At 48.2% G+C, this 22,131-nt stretch carries 20 protein-coding genes and 1 tRNA gene; 3 read left to right on the top strand and 18 right to left on the bottom strand.

What is annotated here, in order from left to right:
* Nucleotides 1–3: 3 nt before the first annotated feature.
* The 11 genes from yqeC to dnaG all read right to left on the bottom strand — a co-directional run bounded on the left by yqeC (nucleotide 4) and on the right by dnaG (nucleotide 9,768).
* The gene (gene yqeC, locus KAH19_RS08150; protein WP_210684168.1) at nucleotides 4–705 is read right to left on the bottom strand and encodes a selenium cofactor biosynthesis protein YqeC; all 702 of its coding nucleotides are present in this window, start codon (nucleotides 703–705) and stop codon (nucleotides 4–6) included.
* Nucleotides 706–798: 93 nt separating this feature from the next.
* Complete coding sequence (locus tag KAH19_RS08145) at nucleotides 799–1,218, bottom strand: OmpH family outer membrane protein (protein WP_210684167.1); 420 nt, start codon at nucleotides 1,216–1,218, stop codon at nucleotides 799–801.
* Nucleotides 1,219–1,294: 76 nt separating this feature from the next.
* Nucleotides 1,295–2,026, bottom strand: a complete 732-nt coding sequence (locus tag KAH19_RS08140) for an aspartate/glutamate racemase family protein (RefSeq protein ID WP_210684166.1) — start codon at nucleotides 2,024–2,026, stop codon at nucleotides 1,295–1,297.
* A gap of 10 nt (nucleotides 2,027–2,036) precedes the next feature.
* Nucleotides 2,037–2,762 (bottom strand): amino acid ABC transporter ATP-binding protein, encoded by a 726-nt coding sequence (locus tag KAH19_RS08135; RefSeq protein WP_021720719.1) that lies wholly within the window; start codon nucleotides 2,760–2,762, stop codon nucleotides 2,037–2,039.
* Entirely contained in the window at nucleotides 2,755–3,411 is a 657-nt protein-coding gene (locus KAH19_RS08130) for an amino acid ABC transporter permease (RefSeq protein ID WP_021720720.1), read from the bottom strand. Before KAH19_RS08130 ends, KAH19_RS08135 begins: the two co-directional genes overlap by 8 nt.
* Nucleotides 3,412–3,427: 16 nt before the next feature.
* Entirely contained in the window at nucleotides 3,428–4,264 is an 837-nt protein-coding gene (locus KAH19_RS08125) for an ABC transporter substrate-binding protein (protein ID WP_210684165.1), read from the bottom strand.
* 120 nt (nucleotides 4,265–4,384) lie between these two features.
* Nucleotides 4,385–5,221, bottom strand: coding sequence for a polysaccharide deacetylase family protein (locus KAH19_RS08120; protein ID WP_210684164.1), 837 nt, complete (start codon nucleotides 5,219–5,221; stop codon nucleotides 4,385–4,387).
* Complete coding sequence (locus KAH19_RS08115; protein WP_210684163.1) at nucleotides 5,218–6,075, bottom strand: polysaccharide deacetylase; 858 nt, start codon at nucleotides 6,073–6,075, stop codon at nucleotides 5,218–5,220. Before KAH19_RS08115 ends, KAH19_RS08120 begins: the two co-directional genes overlap by 4 nt.
* 161 nt (nucleotides 6,076–6,236) lie before the next feature.
* Nucleotides 6,237–6,311, bottom strand: a tRNA-Ile gene (locus KAH19_RS08110).
* 54 nt (nucleotides 6,312–6,365) lie between these two features.
* Nucleotides 6,366–7,970: an RNA polymerase sigma factor RpoD gene (gene rpoD, locus KAH19_RS11005; RefSeq protein ID WP_293388105.1), complete on the bottom strand. Its 1,605-nt coding sequence runs from the start codon at nucleotides 7,968–7,970 to the stop codon at nucleotides 6,366–6,368.
* A 16-nt stretch (nucleotides 7,971–7,986) separates the two neighbouring features.
* Nucleotides 7,987–9,768: a DNA primase gene (dnaG, locus tag KAH19_RS08100; protein WP_210684162.1), complete on the bottom strand. Its 1,782-nt coding sequence runs from the start codon at nucleotides 9,766–9,768 to the stop codon at nucleotides 7,987–7,989.
* A 179-nt stretch (nucleotides 9,769–9,947) separates the two neighbouring features.
* On the opposite strand from dnaG, the gene KAH19_RS08095 reads away from it, so the two are divergent.
* On the top strand, nucleotides 9,948–10,427 hold the full coding sequence (locus KAH19_RS08095; protein WP_210684161.1) for an OstA-like protein: 480 nt from the start codon (nucleotides 9,948–9,950) through the stop codon (nucleotides 10,425–10,427).
* 104 nt (nucleotides 10,428–10,531) lie between these two features.
* On the opposite strand, the gene eis is transcribed toward KAH19_RS08095, so the two are convergent.
* The 4 genes from eis to KAH19_RS08075 form a co-directional block, all read right to left on the bottom strand.
* The gene (gene eis / locus KAH19_RS08090; RefSeq protein ID WP_210684160.1) at nucleotides 10,532–11,755 is read right to left on the bottom strand and encodes an enhanced intracellular survival protein Eis; all 1,224 of its coding nucleotides are present in this window, start codon (nucleotides 11,753–11,755) and stop codon (nucleotides 10,532–10,534) included.
* An 8-nt stretch (nucleotides 11,756–11,763) separates the two neighbouring features.
* Nucleotides 11,764–12,609: a DUF2156 domain-containing protein gene (locus tag KAH19_RS08085; RefSeq protein WP_246869339.1), complete on the bottom strand. Its 846-nt coding sequence runs from the start codon at nucleotides 12,607–12,609 to the stop codon at nucleotides 11,764–11,766.
* Nucleotides 12,610–12,957: 348 nt separating this feature from the next.
* Nucleotides 12,958–13,464 (bottom strand): hypothetical protein, encoded by a 507-nt coding sequence (locus tag KAH19_RS08080; RefSeq protein WP_210684159.1) that lies wholly within the window; start codon nucleotides 13,462–13,464, stop codon nucleotides 12,958–12,960.
* Nucleotides 13,457–14,341, bottom strand: coding sequence for an aminotransferase class IV (locus KAH19_RS08075; RefSeq protein ID WP_210684158.1), 885 nt, complete (start codon nucleotides 14,339–14,341; stop codon nucleotides 13,457–13,459). The genes KAH19_RS08080 and KAH19_RS08075 overlap by 8 nt, the downstream gene beginning before the upstream one ends.
* 207 nt (nucleotides 14,342–14,548) lie before the next feature.
* On the opposite strand from KAH19_RS08075, the gene KAH19_RS08070 reads away from it, so the two are divergent.
* The gene (locus KAH19_RS08070) at nucleotides 14,549–16,852 is read left to right on the top strand and encodes a cation:proton antiporter (RefSeq protein ID WP_210684157.1); all 2,304 of its coding nucleotides are present in this window, start codon (nucleotides 14,549–14,551) and stop codon (nucleotides 16,850–16,852) included.
* 65 nt (nucleotides 16,853–16,917) lie between these two features.
* Here the strand turns inward: KAH19_RS08070 and KAH19_RS08065 are convergent, their stop codons facing one another.
* Nucleotides 16,918–17,904: a type IV pilus twitching motility protein PilT gene (locus KAH19_RS08065; RefSeq protein WP_210684156.1), complete on the bottom strand. Its 987-nt coding sequence runs from the start codon at nucleotides 17,902–17,904 to the stop codon at nucleotides 16,918–16,920.
* Nucleotides 17,897–19,075 carry a GspE/PulE family protein gene (locus KAH19_RS08060; protein ID WP_210684155.1) on the bottom strand — a complete coding sequence of 393 codons (1,179 nt, stop codon included), beginning with the start codon at nucleotides 19,073–19,075 and terminating at the stop codon, nucleotides 17,897–17,899. Before KAH19_RS08060 ends, KAH19_RS08065 begins: the two co-directional genes overlap by 8 nt.
* 195 nt (nucleotides 19,076–19,270) lie before the next feature.
* Here KAH19_RS08060 and KAH19_RS08055 point away from each other — a divergent pair, with 195 nt between their 5' ends.
* On the top strand, nucleotides 19,271–20,347 hold the full coding sequence (locus KAH19_RS08055; RefSeq protein WP_210684154.1) for a type II secretion system protein GspD: 1,077 nt from the start codon (nucleotides 19,271–19,273) through the stop codon (nucleotides 20,345–20,347).
* Nucleotides 20,348–20,638: 291 nt separating this feature from the next.
* On the opposite strand, the gene KAH19_RS08050 is transcribed toward KAH19_RS08055, so the two are convergent.
* Nucleotides 20,639–22,036: an ATP-binding protein gene (locus tag KAH19_RS08050; RefSeq protein ID WP_210684153.1), complete on the bottom strand. Its 1,398-nt coding sequence runs from the start codon at nucleotides 22,034–22,036 to the stop codon at nucleotides 20,639–20,641.
* Nucleotides 22,037–22,131: the final 95 nt, after the last annotated feature.

Raw genomic sequence — 22,131 nt, 5'->3', positions numbered from 1 at the left:
TTGTTATTCTCCCCTTTCACGAAGCCATATTCTATGCTCGTCCATGCCTGCACCCACTAACAGCCGAAGCATTTCCTCCTGCTGCGCTGCTTTTATCAGGTCGCATTTATTCAAGACAATATAATAAGTGCGTGTTCCTACATTTTTGTGTGATCCCTGCTCCGAAAGCAGCAAAGCAACCAGCATTTGCGCATCAATGACAGAATCTAAGCTGCAACCCAAAAGCGCTGCCGCCGGCTGCGGACGCTGGCAAGCCTGCGCCAGCGAATGGCCTAAAGCATCCATCCCCGCAACAGCCAGCACTATGTCACTGTCAGGCAAAAGTACAGGCTCATGCGCTGCTGGTGCTTTGCACGGATGATGCTTGGAGCCGTCGGCCTCACATAAAATTACGTCAGCCTGCAGCTTCAGCGCTTCATACACGCTTTGCAGCGGTGCCGTCAGCTTACCCGTAGCAAGCTCCGGCGTACCGATAACAGCATAGCGCCGCTGCTGCCACAAATTTTGCACTGCAGGCACATCGGCAGCAAAGCTGCCATCTGCAGGGCACAGGATATGCGTACTCGTCAGCACCAGCACCTTGCGCCCGCAATCTGCCCATGCCGCTGCCAGCTCGTACATAACCGTTGTTTTACCACCACCGCCGACAAGGCAGATATTATGTTTCTTTCCATCAGTAAAAAAATCAAAGGGACAGTGCGCCATCAGCTTCACCTCGCCTAAAATGCACTTATATTATATCACACTCACTGAAAAAGGCTGTCGCTTACCTGCGACAGCCTTCAATAACATTAGTCTTTATTTGCCTTGAGCAACAGCAGCGATGACTTCTTCAGTCAGATCTTTGCCGCCGAATACAACAGCACTTGCATCAACTACATTAGCAATGCCATGAGCTTTTGCTACCTGGCCGATAGTTTTGCGGATTTTTTCGCGGATAGGATTCAGCAGGGAAGCTTCCTTCTTATCTACCTGAGCGGATAATTTTTCGCCCAGCTCGCGTCTGCCCTTGTCGTCAAGTTTCGGAGCCTTTTCGTTGAATTCATTTTCAGCCTTTTGGCGCTCCAGATTGATAACGCTCATAGTAGTCTGAATATCAGGATAGCTGCGGAAAACACGTTCAACATTTACATAACCCAAATCTTCCGCAAAAGCGCTGGTTGCGCAAGCCAAAGCCATAACCAAAGCCATAATCAAAGTCAGTAAGCTCTTTTTCATTAAAACAGTAACCTCTCTTCTTAAGATTTTAATACTAATATTATCTTACACTATTTCCTATAGAAAAGCAAGCTGTTTATAATTGGCCGCTCTGCCACGTCCGTTTGCGCAACGGCGGTGCAGGATAAGCCTTGCGGCTTGTTTTAAGTCCCTGCCGCACAAGGCATTCTGCCAGCGCCACAGGTGCCACCGCCGGGTCCACAACAGGAACGCCCAGACGCTCACTGAGCGGGTGCGCCAAACCTAAAAAGGATAAGCAACCCAAAAGCAGTACCTGCACTCTGCCTACCGACAGCAAATTTTTGCCGGCTTCCGTAAGCAGGTCCAGAACACGCTCACGCTCTGCCCACAAATCAACACCACGGGCCTCAATGCCGCCGATTGCAGCAATACGCGCAGGATCAACACCGCATTGAGCAACAAAAAGCTGCTTTTCTGCATAACGCGCAGTATCTGCCAGCAAAAGCCCGGCCTGCCTGCCTACCAGCGGAGCCAGAAGGCAGCTAGCCTGACCGCCGCCTACTACAGGTATGCTTACCACCTCACGGCAAGCATCCACCGCGGGGTCACTGAAGCAGTACAGCACGACTGCGTCATAGCCTTCGCTTTCCGCACGCACAGCCATTTTGATAATCTCGGGCGCAGCAAGCGCAGCATCAAGAGCAGAATCAATTTCGATATGATTTTCAACAAGGCACTCCATGTGCAGCTCCACATCAGGACCTACATGCACACTGAGCAGATGACAGCGTGCTGCCATCTGCTCAGGAGTAACCCCAAAGTCAGGATTAATTATAAATATTTTCATCTATATTTCCTTATACCAAAACAGAATTAAGGAATTTCTTCGCGCGTTCCGTTTTCGGATGATTAAACACTTCATCCGGCGTACCGCTTTCAATCAGATAACCGCCATCCATGAAATAAACGGTATCCGAAACGTCCTTAGCGAAGCCCATTTCATGGGTAACCAAAACCATGGTAATACCGGTATTGGCCAGCTGCTTGATAACATCCAATACCTCCTTGACCATTTCCGGATCAAGTGCGGAAGTAGGCTCATCCAAAAGCAGTACCTTCGGCTCCATCGCCAAAGCACGGGCAATTGCCACACGCTGCTTCTGGCCGCCGCTCAGACGGCTGGGATATTCATTGGCTTTATCGGAAAGATTGACCTTAGCCAACAGCTTCATAGCCTTTTCCTTTGCCTCCTGCTTGGACAGACCGTTTACTACACGAGGAGCGTAGGTCATATTTTCCAGAACAGTCATATTAGCAAAAAGATTAAAATGCTGGAACACCATGCAGGCATTCTTGCGAATATCTTCAATTTTAATTTTGGAATTTACGATGTCCTTACCTTCGAATAAAATTGCTCCGCCGGTAGGCTGCTCCAGCAGATTGATACAACGCAGTAGCGTAGATTTTCCTGAACCGGAAGAACCGATAATGGTAACAACCTCACCTTTTTTTATTGTCAGGGAAACATCCTTAAGAACCTCTAAATTACCAAAGCTTTTAGACAGGTGTTGAATCTCAATCACTGATGCGCACCTTCTTTTCTAACAAACCGCCCAAAAAGTTCAGGGCCATAACCAAAACATAATAAACAGCAGCAGCTACGATAAAGGCTTCAAACGCACGGAAGGTTTTTGCCTGAATCAGATCCGCCCAACGCAGCGTATCGGCAACACCGATAACGGAAACAAGGCTGGAATCCTTCAGCAGCATAATGCTTTCGTTTACCAGAGAAGGCAATGCATTCTTAATAGCCTGCGGCAGAATAATATCCAGCAGGAAACGATGCTTAGGCACACCCAAGGACATTGCGCCCTCCCACTGACCTTTGTCGACAGCAAGAATGCCGCCGCGCAATGCTTCGGAAATATATGCGGCACTGTTCAGGCCGAAGGAAAGCACGCCTGCCTCCAGGGCAGAAATAGTATAGCTTGTCAGCTGCGGTGTCGCAAAGTAAATCAGCATCAGCTGTACTAAAAGTGGCGTACCGCGGAAGACAGAAATATAAACCTTCGCCAGGAAGGAAAGAACTCTGTTTTTGGACAGGGTTATCAGCGCCAGGATAAAGCCGCCGAAAAAGCCCATAATTGTAGAAAAGAAAGTAAATTTAAGCGTAATCCAGACAGCGGTTGCCAAAAGCGGTATATAAGGTTCCAGAACGGAAAAATCTAACATCTGCTCAATTCACCTCTTACAGCTTTGCAATATCCAGCTTTTCAATTGCAGCTTCATATTCTTTAGTGCCTTCTTCACCCAGATGAGCTACGAGAATTTTGTGCAGCTCACCATTGGTGCGCATTTCCTTCAGGATTTCGTTGATTTTTTCAACATCCTTGGAATCCTTCGGCAGCGCAATAGCAAAGGTATCGTCTTTTACTACAGTTCCCTGCAGAACGTGCAGCTCCAGATCAGGATTTTGTTTTACGAAAACAGCAGCTTGGGAAGAATCAAACAGACCTGCAGCCAGACGACCGTTTTTAATATCCTGAACAACCAGCGGAGTAGTATCCATTTCAACAACTTCGATACCGCCGACAGCCTTCAGCTCTTTAGCATAGGTAGTACCCATAGAAGCACCGGCTTTTTTACCCTTCAGTTTATCCATAGTGTCATAGCCTGCACCCTTTTTGCAGAGAATAGCCTTCATCGGGAAATAATAAGGCTTGGAGAAGGATACAACCTTTTCACGCTCGGAAGTCGGAGAAATGGCGGAGATAATAACATCAGCACGGCCACTTTGCAGAGTAGGTACCAAAGAAGCGAATTTCATATCGGTGAATTCGATTTTCTTGTTCATCTTCTTGGCGATGTAGTGAGCGATATCAATATCAACACCTTGGTAATCCTTGGTGCCTTCCTTTACGGATTCAAACGGCGGGAAGGTGGAGTTGATAGCAACAACCCATTTGTCACCCTTGCCTGCATCAGATGCAGCATCTTTTTTCTCGCCACCACAGCCTACCAGCATCATAGCCAGCATTGCAGTTGCCAGGAAAGCAAAAATACTTTTCATTGTAAACTTTTTCATTAGAAAAACCCCTCTCAATTTTTAATATCTGTTTACTCCGTACATTTAATGAGTAAACTTGCTCATATAATGAATTATTATACCATAGAATCAACGACACTGCCAACAGATTTTTTTCAATCAGTAATGAACCTCAATATCATACCCCTTCTGCTTTAAAACATGTTGAGCGCAGGCTTCGTCAGTAGTAATCCAGGCTCCATTTTCTTTTGCATAATGAATAAATGAACGCAATGCACGAACATATCCCGGACGACCGATAAACTGCGGATGCATAACAAAGTTAATGATGCGGCCCTCGTCTGCCAGGCCGTCAAACTCATCCTGCCAAATCTGCACCATTTCGCGTCCGCTGCGCAGATAATAATGCTCCGGATGCTGCAGAGTATACATATCATAGGAGGTATCATCAACAATGCCGTCCTTCGGCAGCTCAACGATAGGTATTTCCTTGCCGTCTATTTGCAGCAGGAAAGGCCCGTCATTGTTACGCCAGTTGGAGGAATAGATGCAACCGCGGTCCAGCCAGAGCTGCTTATGAAAATCATGCAAGATACCATCAGGCATACGCACACCTACGGGACGTTTGCCGGTAAGGCTGCGAAAGATAGCATCAACCTTATCCATCAGCGCATTTTCTTCTTCATAGGTATCCTTTACTTCATGCAGATAACCGTGATAGCCGATTTCATGTCCCTGCGCTGCAATGTATTGAATGATTTCCGGATGAATCTCCGCAGTATAGGCAGTAGTGAAAAAGGTTGCCTTAAGACCTTCCTCCTCCAGCATCTTCAGAATGCGCGGCAAGCCCTGCTTCGTGGCATAAAGACCGCGGGACATGTGCACCAGATGACGTTCATTGATATCGTTGCGTGTAAGCCACAGAGTTTCCGCATCGATATCAAAGGAAAGCAGTAAAGCAATGCGCTTATTATCAGGCCAGTTCCAGTTCATCATGCTTCGCCTCCTTCCGCACGTTTAGCATAAAACTCCTTTACGTAACGCGCTACCTCTTCGCAGCTTGCAAGCCATGCGCCGTTCGCCTTCATATAGGCAATAAAGCGTTCCAGCATGCGCACGCGGCTGCTGCGGCCGATAAGCTGCGGATGCAGCTTGAGCACAAAAATTTTATCACCCTCGTTGGCAAGCTCGTCAAAATTATCCTTCCAGATATCGTAAACATAGTCCACCGGATAACTGCAGGTAATAGTAGCTTCATCAGCATAGGAAAAATAGAACCAGGAGAAATCATCCAGCGTAGGCTCAGTAGGAAGCTCCACAAGAGGGTAGTCCTCATGCACATACGCCCAGTCGCAATCCTTAAGTGTAGAACCGTATAAATATCCACGTTCAGCCATCAGCTGCATTGCACAGTTAGGCAATAAATCCAGCGGACCGCGATAGCCGACAACCTTGCGGCCGCTTATTTTTTCCAGAAGCACCTCACTCTTGGCCATATTCTCTCTTTCCTCATCAGCAGGCATATCTACAGAGGCTTCGTGCAGATAGCCGTGATATGCAAGCTCATGTCCTGCATCCGCTATTTGCTGCACCTTATCTGCATAAAGCTCCGCAATGCGGCCGGGAACAAAAAAGGTAGTTTTGAGCTGTTGCCGTTCAAGCATATCCAGACAACGCTTCAAGCCCTCATCAGGACCATATTGACCTCTGCTTGTATCGGAAAAGCCGATTGTTCGCTTGCCGATTACAGATTTACGCAGCAGCTCCGCATCAAAATCAAAGGTAACCATCACGGCGATACGCTTGCCGTCAGGCCAAACCATACCGTCACCATTTTTTAAAGTAAACATTCTTGCCTCCTTGGTAATTATTCAAACTTATTCAGTGAAATGAATCCATATTCTTGATAACTATTTAATTATGTCACTATAAGCAGATAAATGTCAACTCATAGAATTAAAAACGCAGGCCTTTCGACCTGCGTTCACTTCGTTTTGCTGATGTAAGGTATTGGTGGGCCCAGTAGGGTTCGAACCTACGACCAGCCGGTTATGAGCCGGCGGCTCTACCACTGAGCTATAGGCCCATGCAAGCTACCAAACAGTATTATTTTATAATAGATATAGTTGTTTGTCAACTATTATTCCAAGAAGTCCTTCAGCTTTTTGCTGCGGCTAGGATGACGCAGCTTGCGCAATGCCTTAGCCTCAATCTGACGGATACGCTCACGGGTAACGCCAAAATGCTGGCCAACCTCTTCCAAAGTACGGCTACGGCCGTCCTCCAAACCAAAGCGCAGCTCCAATACCCGTTTTTCACGGATAGTAAGCGTTTCCAGAACCTCCTCCAGCTGCTCACGCAGCAGAGTGAAGGAAGCAGCGTCGGCAGGTGCCGGTGCATCGTGATCCTCAATAAAATCACCCAGATGCGAATCCTCTTCCTCACCGATAGGAGTTTCCAGAGAAACAGGCTCCTGCGCAATTTTCATAATCTCGCGCACTCTGTCAACGGAGGTATCCATTTCCTTGGCAATTTCTTCCGGCAAAGGCTCGCGGCCAAGCTCCTGCAGCAGCTGGCGGGAAACACGGATGAGCTTGTTAATGGTTTCCACCATATGTACGGGAATACGGATAGTACGCGCCTGGTCGGCAATCGCACGGGTAATCGCCTGACGAATCCACCATGTAGCATAGGTACTGAATTTAAAGCCCTTGTTATAGTCAAATTTATCTACAGCCTTAATCAGGCCCAGGTTGCCCTCCTGAATCAAATCCAGGAACAGCATACCGCGACCGACATAGCGCTTGGCAATACTTACTACCAGACGCAGGTTAGCTTCGGATAAGCATTGCTTAGCTTCGTCACCCTGATGTGCAACTGCTTTCAACAGCTTTTCGAAATCCTCATCCAGATTGCAGTAAGCTTCAACAACAGCGGAATCCTTTTCTCTGCCGTCACTCATACGCTCTCTGAGCTCGTTGAGAATAGCCTTAATCTGATAAAGCTTGTGATCATCTAAATCGCTTGTTTCACGCGTTACTACGAACTGTTCACAGCCCGGAATCAGACATCTTTGTTCTGCCATCAGGCGCTGCAGATGCAGACGCTCATCTTTGGTAAATTCAAAAATCAGGTCCTCGTAATCGTCAACAGTATAAGGCTGACCTACGCTCTGACGCTTTTTAATCATCTGCGCTACACGGAAAACAGAACGCATATTGGTAATCTGCCATTCCTCTTTCAGGCTCTCGCGCAGCTTTTCAACCAATGCGCTGCCGCTGTCCTCGGCAGTAAAAGCAGGCTCCTCCAGCTCAATCATTCTGCCGCGCTGAATACGCTCTGCCTGACGGCCCTTATCCATGCGCTTAGCGAGCTTAACCTCATCCTCCCCGATAAGCAGCGGTACTCTGCCGATTTCCTTAAGGTACATGCGTACAGGATCGTCAATGCTAATGCCTTCGGGAACGCTCATATTTTCCAGCTCGCTGCTGCTGGGCTCATCATTATCTTCGTCGTTTCCTACCAAAGGCAGTATATCTTCGTCGGAGGCGTTGTCATCATCAACAAGCTCCAGACCTTTACGTGTAATAACCTCGTAGATATGCTCAACATCTTCGGGCGTAATATCTTCCAAAGTATTGGTGAGGTTCATTACATCGCCATAGGTGAGAACACCCTTATTAGCCTTACCCTTGCGGATAAGCTCATCAATCTGCTCCTGCGTTATTTTAGTAGCTGCAGCCATGGTGTCCCCTCCTTCCTTATTTATTTTGGTTTCCATAGAGTTTTTTGATTTCATTCTTTATCCTTTGACTTTCCATTAATTCACTGAGAAAGCGCTCATCTGCCGATCTTTCGTATTCATCAGCCAGCAGACGATGCTTTTCATATTCTTTTTCCAGACAAAGCCGCCGCATCTGCCTGAGGCAGTCCTGCATAAGCTTATCCATATCTCCCTCCGGAAGCTGATGTGCCAAAATACGTGCCAGCGCTGTCTGCGCCGCATCATCCAGGACATTATTCAGCTTATCCGTTGTATAAGCGGTGCCAAGCTCGCACAACCTGTCAAACAGCTGTGCCAGCACAGCATCTTCAAAGCCTGTTTCCTTTACCTCCGCACGGCATTCATCACACAGCTGCGGCTGCTCCAAAAGCAATCTCAGAAGCAGTTCTTCCGCCTGCTGACCGATACCGGCGCTTTTTTCCTCCGGAATCACCGTCGGCTGCCCAGTCTGCTGTCTGCCGCCTTTGCGTGCTGCCTTGCGGTATTCCTCCGCAATCAGGCCTTCATCAATAGTCAGCCGCTGTGCCAGCCTTCGGATATGCTCCGACGCTTCAATTTCATTTTGACATTCTAATAGGAATGGTAGTATATTCGACACAGCCTCTACTTTTCCTGCTAAATTAGCAATATTATTTTGCAGGATAGTTTCATCTATTTGAAAATCAATACCATTCTGCGCCGCCGCCAGCACCTGTGCAAAAGCATCATGACCATGCTGACGTACATATTCGTCGGGATCCTTGCCGTCAGGTACACCTGCTATGCGCACCTTCAAGCCTGCTTCCCTGGCAATGCTCACGGCACGCACCGAAGCCTTGCGGCCTGCGCTGTCGCTGTCATAGCAAAAGATTACTTCATCCGCCAGACGCTGCAGCAGCTTAGCCTGCTCCTGGGAAAAGGCCGTTCCCATAGATGCTACAACATTATCAAAGCCTGCCGCATGCAAGCTGATAGCATCCATATAACCCTCGACAACTACAGCCCGACCGCTTTTGCGGATAGCCTTCAAGGCTATATCCAGACCAAAAAGCAGCCTTCGCTTATTAAACCACTGCGTTTCCGCTGTATTCAGATATTTAGGTGTGCTGTTGTCCAGCACTCTGCCGCCAAAGCCGACTATACGTCCGCGGGCATCGCGGATAGGAATAATCACACGGTTGCGGAACTTGTCATAATAGCCGTCGCGCCCACGGGCCGCCAGTCCGGCAGCCTCCAGCACCTGCGGCTGACAACCGCGCTTAGCAAGAGAGCTGACAAGCGCGGTAAAATTATTCAGCGCATAGCCTATGCCAAAGCCGGCAATAATTTCTTTACCGATTCCGCGCCCGGCGAGATAAGCAAGGGCAGGTTCACCATAAGCAGTTTTTGTCAGACAGGCCTGAAAAAATTTTGACGCCAGCTCATTAGCACTATAAATGCTGTCCCTTTGTTTCTCGCGTGCAATTTCGGCGGCTGTCTTCTGCTTTTCCGGTATCGGAATACCGTATCTGCCGGCCAGCAGCTTTAATGCATCCATAAAGCTGCAGTTTTCGATTTTCATAATAAACTTAAAAATATCTCCGCCCTCATGGCAGCCAAAGCAATAAAACATGCTCTTGCCGGGGTTCACCGAAAAGGACGGCGTTTTCTCTCCGTGAAACGGGCAACAGCCCCAATAGTTCTGGCCTTTCTTTTTCAACGGCACGTAACCGGAGATTATTTCTACCATATCAGCTGTGCTGCGCACCTGCTCTTTAAAGTTTTCAAAATCTCCGTTCATTACCCTCTCCGCCTCCACTACTATATCACACATAATTTATATTCAATGTATAAAGGAAAAATCCTCTTTTTTTCTAAAAAAATCTTTTTTAACGCTTGCGCCGATTCTCTAAAAATACTATAATAAAGAGTACACTTAAAATTTCTCCTGTTTTTCATGCTACAAGAGGTGATTTATTCATGAAGAAATTACTTTTAATATTAACTATGCTTGTTATGATGCTGCCTTCTATGTGCTTTGCCGACCCGGTAATCAAGAGTGACAGCCGTACCTTTAACCCGCTCACTGGTGTATATGACCTGCAGGGAAATGTTTTCGTACAGTTCCCTGCACATGACACTACCTTAACCATTACCGGCGATGCCACAAAGGTATATCTTTATGCTATGGAGGTTCACGGCCAGGGCAATATCCGTCTGAGTTTCGGCGATATGAGCTTTGCCTGCGATAAGGTAGATGTATATCATTCCGACAGAACTGCCTATGTAAACGGCAATCTTGTTTTCAATGATAACAGCAATAAAATTACCGCAGACAGCGGCAGCTACTGCTGGAAGACTAAAATTGCAGCCTTTCACGGCAATGTAACGGTCAACGGTCAGCCGCATGACGGTGATGTAGCCTATAACGTCATGGAAAAGCAAATTACAGCGCAGTAAATTCTGTACCAAAAAAATGAGCCCATGCTTTACGCTAAGTAAAGCATGGGTTTTTCTGTTGTCAAAAAGCAGACTGCCGAAACATCCGACAGCCTGCATAAGCTTTAAAAATATTCGTTATTATAGGTGCGGCATTTAGGAAACAGTTCATCGAGCAAATGTAGCTTCTGCACATCATTGCATTTAATACGCCCTGCTTCCCACAGCTCCGTAGCGCTGAACGCACCGAAGTAAAGCTGGGTAAAGGCGCCCATGTCCATGGTAACCTCCTCCTGCTCCAGCGTGCTGACTGCCTCCAGCTTGCCCGGTGACGTGCGTAGCTGCAGCAGATGATTATTACGCTCAATCATCTTATCCGTAAGCAGCATGACAACGCTTCCGCTGCTCATATCTTCTGCTACCGGCAGCTTGGCGAGCGCCAAACGCGCATCAAGACAGCGCGCCATCATAAACGGCTGCAGTCTGCCTGTAAGCGCCTGGTCCGCAAAGCTAAGATATGTTTCATCCCACGGCTCCGCCAGCCAGCAAAGCTCCTGCGCTTCGCTTCTGTGTCCTGCGGCATATTGCAGCAGACGGTTCTTTACCGCAGCATCCTGCGCCAGCAGCTCCTGCACGTTGAACGTGCCGTCAGTCAGCGAGTAAAGCATATAGCCCACTGCTTCCTCCGCACGGTAAACAACAGCGCACAGCACATTTTCCTGCGTAACTACAGACAACAGCTTGCGCCATTGGAACGCAGTGCGCTGCGGTACGCCGTTCCATGCTGCGGTAACACTTGCGTAAATATCTGCCAAAGGATTGCAAGGCTGAGCTTTTTCCTCAGTCACAGATTGCAGCAAAGAAACTAAATCCAGACGTTCTACCGACAGTTCATCACCAATTGCAGGAATTTGCAGCTTTGCCAAAGGCATTTTATATTCATGACGATAATAGCAGTAAGCAAATTCATACGGCAGATAAATACCGGCACTTATAGGCATCAGCGTCACAAAAGGGAATCCCTGCGAGCGCAGCACCTCAAAGGCAGTTTCCAAAAGCGGACGCAAAAGGTGCTGTCCACGTGCTTCCGGAGCTGTGGCAATGCCCACCAGATACGGCACCAGCATCTCCTGCCCGCGCAAACGCAGCATATAAGGATTTACATGCAGCATTGTGCGCAACTTTTCTTCCTCGCCAACCTTGTCAAAGCCACCGATAACCATATTGTCCTTGCCGCAGTACTGCTCAAAATAGTACTGAAAGAAAGGCTCCTTCTTTTTTTCAAAGCAGTAATCCCAAAGCTCTTCCGCTTGGTACATCCGCTCCTTGCTCAAGACACGGTAAATCATAAGCTACCTCACCCAATAATTACATTATATTTTTTCACCATAAATTCCGGATGCAGCGCCATTTTTGCCTCACGCAGACCGGGATGCCCCATATCCTCCTCGCGGTTAAGATATTTTACATCCGTCCAGGCATGAGCAGCGAACTCCTTGGTAATAGCAGTATACAAACCGCGTACATCATGACGCGCCTTTTCTACATGCAGCACCGCTGTATCGTCGTTAATCTTCTTGCCAAAGCTGAAGGCCTGAATTTTACCGTCGAAACGGATTGCACCGCCGCGCAGCTCCAGCTGCTCAAAGCTCAGGAAGGCCTCCTGAATAGCATACTTTTCGCACAGCAGCGAAGGATCCTCCGCCATATGCTCATCGCACCAGCGCTCGCCGAAGTTCAGGCATTCCATCATATTATCCATAGTAATCGGCTCATAAACGAAATCCGGATGTGCCTTGACAAAAGCATTGTAGTGATTCTTCTGCCCATGCAGCTTGCGGCCGGAAAGCGTTGCCAGCTTTTCCTGCAGATATACATAATCCCAGTTGTCGCGGTCCTCCTCATACGTCAGACCGGGCATTACGCGTTCAAAGCGCTCCTTGGTAAAATCATAGATACCGTGCATCTCAAACGGCTTGCCCTGATGCTCCTCTTTAAGCTCCTGCATCAGACGCGGCAAATCCTCATCGCGTCCGCCAAAAGGCTGAATATAAAAGTCAACGTTGTTGCGTTTTACCTTCAGCAGCAGGAAATCGTGCGCTACGCACCAATAAATATGATAGCAGTCACGCCAGACAAAAAGATTGGAAAAGGCACATTCGCTGCCATTTTGATGTGATTTTGATATATAGCTTTCAAACAAAGGCTTTTGCGCCAATGTTACAGGTTTAAATTCTAAAATACTGATAACCCCCTAAAACTCATTACTGCTTGTATATTATAGCATACGAAATATAGCTTGCGGCACTGTATTGGCATTTTTAACATTAACTTCACAAAATAAATAACTACTATCCATTGCCTATATTATAATATGCTGTTGCCGCTCATTTGTAAAGTATGCACAAAAAAGTGCTTCAGTTACCAAAAGGTTACTGAGCAAAGCCGAAGCATTAAACAAAATAACCGCTCAGCTTTTACACCGGCGGTTATTTTCGCTGTCGGTTAAATACGACGCGCATAAATACATTATGTTATTGCCAAACCTGTATTAATCAAACTGACGCAGGCGCTTTTTGACCTGCTCTGCCAGCAAAATACCGGCAACAGCTGTCAGCAGTTGCGGTACGCTCATCGCAAACATAACAGTCTTGCGCAGCGCAGGATTCGGCAGCGCCAAGAAGCTCAGCGCAGCCCAGGCTGCCAGCAGCATAACACAGGCCTTCGCCACAGGCGGCACACATAAAGACAGCTTGCTTCTGCCCTTAAACTGACGCACAAGCAACACAAAGATAAAATTGCCCAGCCAGATCACAGGAATCAGAAACGGCAGCAGCACCTGCCCCTGCACATAAGCAGTCAGCGGCAGCAAAAATGCCAGCAGCAATGCTGTCTTCAATCCGTTGAGCTGCAGCGTGAGCACCAGCATCATGTGCACCAAAGTACCGATGATAAACGTGGAAAGCATTTGCGGCATCGGCAGCACCAGACGCAGCGACTGCAGCGCCAACGCCAAAGCCACCAATAACGCTCCACGCACCAGCTTGCTGTTATTCATGCTTAGCAGGGCATTCCTTAGCTACAAATGCCATATATGCATCCTGCAGCTTTTGTGTCAGCTCGCCAACCTTGCCGTCAGCAACGAAGCTGCGGTCGATTTTGGTAACAGGCATAAATTCGCAACGCGGTCCGCAGAGGAAGGCTTCGTCTGCTTTGAGTGCGAAATCCTTATCAAAAGCTCTTTCGATAATCTGCAGGTCCAAGTCTTTGGACAGGCGTTCCATCAGCAGACGGCGGGTAATATTTTTATGGATAAAGTTGTTTTCGGGATGAGTCCACAGAATGCCGTCTTTATAAATGAAGAAGCTTGCTTCCGTGCTTTCGGTAATTTTGCCGTCGCGAACAAACAGGGAATCAAAAGCATTGCCGATAACAGCCTTCTGTTTAGCCATTACCTCCGGCAGACGGTTCAGAGTATTGATATCGCAACGTGCCCAGCGCACGTCCTCCACAGTGATAACATTTACGCCCTTGGCACGTTTTTCAGCCAGTGCCTCGCGGTCAACCGGTACAGCATACATAGTCAGATGCGGAATGCTCTGCTCCGGATAGGACAGAGCATAAGCACCGCTGCCACGAGTTACCTGAGTATAGATTTCGCAGTCCTGCAGACCGGTTGCGGCCAACAGGCTTTCATGAAACTCTACCAGCTCTTCAATCATATAAACGCCGGGGATTTTTACGGCGATTACAGAATCGAATAAATTGTTCATATGCGGCAGCAAAGCAAAGGCACGGCCGTTATAAACCGGTACAATTTCAAAAACGCCATCGCCGAAGTTATGACCGCGGTCGTTAACGTCAATAAACGCTTCAGCTTCTGGCATAATCTCGCCATCTACCAAAACTAATTTTTCTTGTTGATTTTCGTTCATCTTTATTCCTCCAAATGCGATTGTCACAATAAATTAACATAATAAAGCATTATTTATGCAATAATTTCAGTCAAAAATATTGTATAATATATATTGAGATTATTTGTTTTGCAGTCTACAGAGCTTGTAAAAAGCTAATGACTACATTTCAATTATTATACACCATTTAAAGCCATTTTGGCAAAAAATATCGCAAAGGAGATTCCCATGACTCATCTGCCTACTATTATTAATGATTTAGCAATGATTTTGCTCGTAGCCGGCGTCACGACAATTCTTTTCAAGAAGATTAATCAGCCGCTGGTACTCGGCTACATTGTTGCCGGCTTCATCACCGGTCCGCATTTCAACTTCTTCCCGACGATTACCGATAAAGCCAACGTACACGCCTGGTCCGAAATCGGTGTTATCTTCCTGCTGTTCGCACTGGGACTGGAGTTCAGCTTTTACAAGCTGAAAAGCGTAGGCAGTACAGCCTTCATCGCCACCGCGGTAGAAATCGGCGGTATGCTGGCCGTGGGCTACTTCGCCGGTACACTGCTCGGATGGAACCATATGGACAGCCTTTTCCTGGGCGGTATGCTTTCTATGTCCTCCACCACGATTATTATCAAGGCCTTCGACGATTTAAAGCTCAGGGCACAGCGCTTTACGGAAATAGTTTTCGGCGTGCTGATTATTGAAGATATCGCCGGTATCGTGATGATGGTGCTGCTTGCAACCATGGCCGTAGCCAGCGCCGATGTTTCCACAATGGAGCTGCTGCTCAGCATCGGACGCTTGATTTTCTTCCTCGTTTTATGGTTTGTTCTGGGTATGTACCTTGTTCCCAGCTTCTTTAAATGGGCCAAACAGCTGATGAACGAAGAAACTCTGGTAGTTGTTTCCATCGGCCTGTGCCTCGGTATGGTGGTACTGGCAACTCAGCTCGGCTTCTCCTCCGCTTTGGGTGCCTTCATCATGGGTTCTTTGATTGCCGAAGCGCCTAATGCAGAAAAAATCGAGCACCTCGTTGCTCCTATCAAGGATTTATTCGGCGCTGTCTTTTTCGTATCCGTCGGCATGATGGTAGATCCCGCTATCCTGCTGGAGCAGGCGCTTCCTATTTTCGTACTGGTAGTAGCAACAATTATCGGCAAGCTAATTTTCTCCACCGGCGGCGTGCTGGCCTCCGGCCAAAGCCTCAACACCTCTGTACACTGCGGCTTCAGCCTGGCACAGATTGGTGAATTCTCTTTTATTATCGCTTCCCTTGGCATGAGCCTGGGCGTAATCAGCAGCTTTTTATATCCGATTATCGTAGCGGTATCCGTAATCACTACCTTTACCACACCCTTCTGCATCATGGCAGCTGAGCCCTTTTACCAGCTGGTGCTGAAGCTGCTGCCGCCGCAGGCTAAAAGCTGGCTTGACCGTTACACCGGCACAACAACCGATGATGACAAGGATCAGGATTGGAAGAATCTGCTGACCGGTTACACCATGCGTATGCTGATTTTCATCACCCTGCTGGCAGCTATCGCTTTGGGTGCGGAATATTACCTGTTGCCTTATTTGGGCAACACCTTAAAGCTGCCGTACAGCAGACTGCTGACCGCCGCAGCCACCTTTATTATCATGTCGCCGATTCTGCGTGCCGTTTTAGTTAACCGCGCTGGCAATGGTGATTTGTTCTCCAAGCTTTGGTTTAAGAAGCGTGCTAACCATCTGCCGCTGATGTTCCTGGTATTTGGCAAGCTACTTGTAGCATCCGCTTCGCTGTACTTCATCTTTCACACCCTGCTGAATCTGCACGGCTTCCTGGCCTGCGTTTCCGTCCTGCTGGCAGCATACTTCATCTCCTCCTCCGACTGGCTGATGAGCGAGTACCTGCGCATTGAATCACGCTTTTTGGTAAACCTTAACGAAAAGCACATGCGCAAGCATCGCGAAAGCGCTCCCGATGACAGCCGTACCTGGTTCGACGAGGATTTACAGCTTGTCTACTACGATTTGCAAAAGGATTCTCCCATTAAAGGACACAGCCTGCGCAGTCTTGGCTTCCGTGAAAGCTATGGCTGCAACGTACTGCAGCTTTTGGGCAGCAACCGTGCTGTTGATATGCCCGGCGGTGAGCAGATAGTGGAAAATGGCGACAAGCTGCTGCTCATCGGCACCGCCAGCCAGCTGCAGGTTTTTGCTGCTGCAGTAAGGCAGCGCAGCTTAGGCCTTGAGCGCTGCGACCTGCCGCAAAGCCTGCGTGAATTCATGCTGGATAACCACCAAAACAAACCGGAGCAGCAATTCCTCTCCCTGGCGATTACCATCGACAAGCATTCTCCTATTTTGGGAACCTCACTGAAGGCCGCCGACTTGCGCAATAAATGGAGCTGCCTCGTTGTCGGTCTGGAGCGTGGTGCCTTTACGATTACCAACCCCCACGTTTCACTCGTTTTCGAAGAAAACGATTTGCTTTGGGTATTGGGCAAGCAAAAGATGATGAACACCCTAATCAGAGAAGAGATTTTGTAATACCGTTTATAAGTTTTCTGTATATAAAGCTCATATTCAGCCGCTGCTTTTCGCAGCGGCTTTTTTTATGCGATTATTCCGCGCAGCTGCAAGGCCTTTACCGCATCCTCCATCGTCTGCATGCCGTAGCGCGCGCCGGTCTGCAAATAGGACTGCAGCTGGTGCGTGCGCCCCTCACGAATTAAATTGCGCATGGCAGGCGTCGCGACAAGCACCTCAAAGGCTGCCACTCGTCCAAATTCATCGCAACGCGGCAGCAACCTTTGGCAGCAAATCCCCAACAGGCAGTCGGCCAGCTGCGTACACACATGCTGTCTGTCCGGCAGCACGTCAAGAATGCGGTTCACCGTACCTGCAGCATCCTGCGTGTGCAGCGTTGCCAAAACAAGATGACCTGTTTCTGCCGCCGTCAGCGCTATACCGATTGTTTCTGCATCCCTGAGCTCGCCCACCATAATCACATCCGGGTCCTGCCTGAGCGCACTGCGCAGACCGCTGGCAAAGCTTTTGGTATCACGCCCCACCTCACGCTGGTTAATCAGTGCCAGGCCCGCCGGATAAACATATTCTATCGGGTCCTCCAGCGTCAGGACGTGTACAGCGCGCGTTTGATTTATCTGCTGTACAAGTGAAGCAAGTGTTGTACTTTTACCGCTGCCTGTGGCACCGGTGACGAGCAGCAGACCGCGACTGCTCTCAGCAAGCTGACTGATAATTTGCGGTAGGCCAAGACTGTTGCAGTCAGGAATTTCCTTCGGCAGCAGACGAATCGCCGCCGCATAGCCGTTGCCAAGCCGGTAAACATTGAGCCGGCAGCGCTCCTGCAAACTGTCACTAAAAGCAGCATCAATCTCACCTGTCTGCAGCAGCTGCTGTTTTTCCTGCTCCGGCAGCAGGGCAAGCAACGCCTTCTCCAGCTTTTCCCGGGAAATAAATTCGTTTTGCAAAGGCTGCAGACTGCCATCTACGCGCACCATCGGTACACTCGCAGGCGTAAGATGCAAATCGCTGGCTCCCATATTCCGTGCCAAAAGCAGCAGCTTATCAAGCATTGTCAGCCTCCCCGGTGATACCGACGCGCCACAATTCTTCAACCGTTGTTGCACCCTGCAGCACCTTCGCTACTGCGTCGGCGTACAGACTGCGCCATCCCTGCTTGCGCGCCTCCTGCAAAAGCTCTGCTTCATCAGCGCCGTTTACCAACAGCTGCTGCATCCGTTTATCAAACACTACCAGCTCATGCAAGGCCAAACGCCCTCTGTAACCTGTGCCGTGACAATGCTCACAGCCGTGAGCCTGCACCACCTGCAGTTTTTCATCAGCACTACGCCCAATATACTGCAGCTCCGCTGCCGTGGCCAAGCGCCGTTCGCCGCAATGGCGGCAGGGACGACGCAGCAAACGCTGCGCCAGCACACCGCGCAACCCTGCAGCCAAAAGATAATCGGCAATCCCCATATCCAGCAGACGATAAACCGCACCGATAGCATCATTCGTGTGCAGTGTGCTCAACACCAAATGACCTGTAAGCGCAGCATGCACCGCCATCGCCGCCGTTTCCTCATCTCTGATTTCACCCAGCATGATAACATCCGGATCCTGACGCACCACCGAACGCAAGCCTGCCGCAAAGGTCAGTCCGCTCCTGCGGTTGACCGCCACCTGATTGATTCCCGGCAGCTTGTATTCCACCGGGTCCTCTAAGGTTATTATATTGTTGGCAGCAGCATCCAGCTCCTGCAGCGTCGCATAAAGCGTGGTCGTTTTGCCGCTGCCAGTAGGTCCTGTCAAAAGCACCAAGCCGTTCGGCTGATGAAAAAGCTGCCGGTAGCGCTGCAAATTATCATCGCTGAACTGCAGCTGCTCCAGCTGCAGCAAATTATCCTGACGCTGCAGAAAACGGATTGCCAGCTTTTCGCCGTTCACCGTAGGCAGGCTGGATAAACGCAAATCCACCTCGCTGCCTTCATGCTCCAACAATAGCCTACCGTCCTGCGGCACTCTTTTTTCGGCAATATCCATACCGCTCCACACCTTCAGCTGCGTCAGCAGCGTGCTTTGCTGTGAGCGTGGCAACACGCACAGCTGCTGCAGCAGACCGTCAACACGGACGCGCACACGCACGCCCTGTCCGTCAGGCTCGATATGCAAATCACTTGCTCCCTGAATCAATGCCAGATGCAGCAAATCCTCCGCCAGTTTATTATTACGCAAGCCATCCATTGTATCACCTCATTTTTCCTGTATTGCATTCATTGTAGCATAAAAAAAGCGAAATGCAATATGATAATTTAAAATTTTCTCTATTTTCTAAATTTTCACTTGAAATTATTCCCTGCTTGCGCTAAAATGAAAAATGAAATTTACTATGCAATGCTTGTTCCGTCCTTTTAACGGACAACACCGAAAGGAGCCATTATGCTAAAACGATTTTTCCCGTTAATACTCAGCAGTCTGCTGCTTGCCTTAGCTCTGCCCTGCAATGCCCAAAATAAGCTCACCAATCCCTTTTTGCCTTCCCCCGCCAACGTCGGCCAAACTGTTGCAGTAAACGTTTCCGCACTACCGCAGCCCGTCAGCGAACGCCTGGCCTGCTATTCTCTGAGTTACGCCCACGCCAAGGACGTGCAGGAAGCATTGGCTCCGCACTTCGGCTCCAAGCTGGGGCTGGATACTATCACCAACAGCCTCATCCTTTTGGGCGACGAACCATGCCAAGCACGCTTAAAGCAACTGCTACCCAAGCTGGATATCCCTACAAGGCAGGTAACGTTGGAAGCAAAAATCATCGCCGTCAGCCGCGAGGACAGCAAAAACCTGGGCGTGCGCTGGGACTGGGACAATATTCCCCAACGCAAGCAGGAAACGAACGACAGTAACAGTGACAACAGCAATTATGACGGCAGCTTTAAATTCTGGCGCGGGTTTGCCTTCCGCTTCAACGCTACGCTTAATGCCCTCATCAATAGCGGTAAAGCGCGCATTTTGGCAACACCGCGCATCATCACCATCCCCGGCAAGGAGGCCAGCATTTTCATCGGTGACCACATCCCTGTGCAGACAGAAAAGCATGACAGCAGCGGCAGCTATACGGCAACGGAATATCTGGATGCCGGCATCAAACTGCAATATGCCCCTATCATCAGCGAAGACGGTAAGATGGTTACCGCCAGTGTCCACACCGAGGTAAGCACACCTGTGCTTATCAGCGAATTGAAAAATTACCGCATCACCAGTCGCACCGCCGACACCAACGTGCGCATGTACAGCGGTGAAACGTTGGTGATTGGTGGTCTGATCAGCGAAGAGCAGCAGCGTACAATGCAGAAGGTACCTTTTTTGAGCAAGATTCCTCTGTTGGGCGAGCTGTTTAAAAACCGTTCGCGTTCGCACAGCAAGACGGAGGTTTTGCTGCTTTTAACACCGCACATTACGGAAGCAGGCGCTTCGCCGGCGATTTATAATGAGGGGCTGATGAAGGAGGAAGAGAAGTAGCAGACAAATACGTTAGATGCTTACAACCTGTTTTCGCAGTAATCTGTATTTTCTCAACCCCTATTCCTCAAAAAGAGCGAGTAAATTCCATGTCGCTCTCACATGGAGTTAAGCCTGTAGATAGTAACTCAAGATGCTAGCGGAAAAGAGTATATACGTAACCAGAAATCCCACAAAGGCAATTTGTTTACCAACCAATGTTTATGAAGAATCGAAAAAGACCACCGATGGTGGTCTTTTTTTCATGCCGGGACGTTTTAACGGTTGACTGTTTGACGCTTACGAAAGGACTTAATTATACAAATCAGCCAGCGTCACAAGCGTCACTTCGCCACGCTGCGCTGCTTGCAGCAAGCCCTCAGTGAAACCGCCTTTAGAAAAAATATAAAAATAATACTTTGTTCCCTTGCCAAAAACTCTTGCGTAATCGCGTAAAAGCTCCAGCTCATCTAAACCGATTTTCTCATTACGATATTTACAAGAACCGATGATATAAGCATCGGGTGTAATTCCTGTTGCGACAATATCAATCTGCACCTGCTTCTTCTTTTGCGCATCCGTCCCCCACCATTGCCCTATATCAACAAGCTCAATAGGCAAGCTCTTCGCATAATATAGCAAGTAATCCTGACACATTTTTTCAAAAACAAGGCCCATATAATCTGAAAAATAGCGTTTTACCGTCTGCGAATAAATCCTTGCAATCCTGCCGGAATCAATGGCATTCACATTATTCGGTACAAACTTATACCAGAAACGGAAAAAATTATCTGCTAAAAGATAAATTGTCTTGCGCCCTGCTTTTTCCGTGAGCGGAGTCTCCTTTTTGACTATTCCTAATTCCATCAACGTTTTCAAGTACTTTAAAACAGTCGTGCTTGTCTCCTGCACTTTACCGCAGATATCAGCAGCTCGCGATGAACCTTCAGCAATGACTTTAATAATAGCATTATAAATTGCAGGCTCACGTAACTCCTGCTTAAGCAAATTAGCTGGTTCTTCATACAAATAGCCCGAACGATCAAATAAATTGGTCAGCAACGCTTCATCAATATCTTTCTTTACACCCAGCTTGTTAATATAATGCGGCACGCCACCAGTAATGCCATAAATCAAAGCATTGTCTTCATACGTCAGCTCAGGATGGAATACTGCTGTCTCTTTATAATCCAGCGGCTCAATTTTAAACTGACCTGTTCTTCTGCCATATAGCGGACTTTCCTGCCCCAACACCTGATTTTCCATGAAGCTCATAGATGAACCACACAAAATCAAATAAAGTTTTCCCTTGCTCCATTGGTGATCAATTAAATGCTGAAGCATTGCTGAGATAGCAGGCTTAGCTTTTGCTAAATAAGGATATTCGTCAATAACAAACACAAGCCTCTGCTCACGCGCCAACTCCGTTATCTCTGCTAAAGCATCATCATAACTTTTAAACTCCGGCGCAACCACAGCGTCAGGCTTTTCGTAACTCATAATTGCTTTTGATAAAGCCTTTAAATTTTCTTTCCCCGTTGTATTGAGCGCAGAAAAAAATATCGTTGGCTTATCTGCACAAAACTTGTTAATCAAGGCTGTTTTGCCTACACGACGACGGCCATAAATAATCAGGCACTCAAATTCTTCATTTTCATAACGTGTATTAAGCTTGCGCAATTCCTCTTCACGACAATAAAACTTTTCCATCTGCTTCACCACCATTCTAAATTATGTAACTCACGATTATGTTACTCATAAGTATGTTACTTACGAGTATTATAATTTGGAATAGAGAAATTTGC

Source organism: Phascolarctobacterium sp. Marseille-Q4147, assembly GCF_017968825.1.
Classification (GTDB): Bacteria; Bacillota; Negativicutes; order Acidaminococcales; family Acidaminococcaceae; genus Phascolarctobacterium_A.
Note: the sequence above shows the minus strand (reverse complement) of the source record. Positions and strands in the feature narration are given on the sequence as shown.

What these genes read in the sequence shown, in the direction of transcription:
- KAH19_RS08065 (WP_210684156.1), bottom strand. Translation starts at nt 17,904, where the DNA reads ATGCTTGATAAGCTGCTGCTTTTGGCACGGAATATGGGAGCCAGCGAT.
- KAH19_RS08095 (WP_210684161.1), top strand. Translation starts at nt 9,948, where the DNA reads ATGAAGAAATTACTTTTAATATTAACTATGCTTGTTATGATGCTGCCT.
- KAH19_RS08080 (WP_210684159.1), bottom strand. Translation starts at nt 13,464, where the DNA reads ATGAATAACAGCAAGCTGGTGCGTGGAGCGTTATTGGTGGCTTTGGCG.
- KAH19_RS08055 (WP_210684154.1), top strand. Translation starts at nt 19,271, where the DNA reads ATGCTAAAACGATTTTTCCCGTTAATACTCAGCAGTCTGCTGCTTGCC.
- KAH19_RS08130 (WP_021720720.1), bottom strand. Translation starts at nt 3,411, where the DNA reads ATGTTAGATTTTTCCGTTCTGGAACCTTATATACCGCTTTTGGCAACC.
- eis (WP_210684160.1), bottom strand. Translation starts at nt 11,755, where the DNA reads ATGATTTACCGTGTCTTGAGCAAGGAGCGGATGTACCAAGCGGAAGAG.
- KAH19_RS08115 (WP_210684163.1), bottom strand. Translation starts at nt 6,075, where the DNA reads ATGTTTACTTTAAAAAATGGTGACGGTATGGTTTGGCCTGACGGCAAG.
- KAH19_RS08070 (WP_210684157.1), top strand. Translation starts at nt 14,549, where the DNA reads ATGACTCATCTGCCTACTATTATTAATGATTTAGCAATGATTTTGCTC.
- KAH19_RS08145 (WP_210684167.1), bottom strand. Translation starts at nt 1,218, where the DNA reads ATGAAAAAGAGCTTACTGACTTTGATTATGGCTTTGGTTATGGCTTTG.
- KAH19_RS08050 (WP_210684153.1), bottom strand. Translation starts at nt 22,036, where the DNA reads ATGGAAAAGTTTTATTGTCGTGAAGAGGAATTGCGCAAGCTTAATACA.
- KAH19_RS08140 (WP_210684166.1), bottom strand. Translation starts at nt 2,026, where the DNA reads ATGAAAATATTTATAATTAATCCTGACTTTGGGGTTACTCCTGAGCAG.
- yqeC (WP_210684168.1), bottom strand. Translation starts at nt 705, where the DNA reads ATGGCGCACTGTCCCTTTGATTTTTTTACTGATGGAAAGAAACATAAT.
- KAH19_RS08075 (WP_210684158.1), bottom strand. Translation starts at nt 14,341, where the DNA reads ATGAACGAAAATCAACAAGAAAAATTAGTTTTGGTAGATGGCGAGATT.
- dnaG (WP_210684162.1), bottom strand. Translation starts at nt 9,768, where the DNA reads ATGAACGGAGATTTTGAAAACTTTAAAGAGCAGGTGCGCAGCACAGCT.
- KAH19_RS08125 (WP_210684165.1), bottom strand. Translation starts at nt 4,264, where the DNA reads ATGAAAAAGTTTACAATGAAAAGTATTTTTGCTTTCCTGGCAACTGCA.
- rpoD (WP_293388105.1), bottom strand. Translation starts at nt 7,970, where the DNA reads ATGGCTGCAGCTACTAAAATAACGCAGGAGCAGATTGATGAGCTTATC.
- KAH19_RS08120 (WP_210684164.1), bottom strand. Translation starts at nt 5,221, where the DNA reads ATGATGAACTGGAACTGGCCTGATAATAAGCGCATTGCTTTACTGCTT.
- KAH19_RS08060 (WP_210684155.1), bottom strand. Translation starts at nt 19,075, where the DNA reads ATGGATGGCTTGCGTAATAATAAACTGGCGGAGGATTTGCTGCATCTG.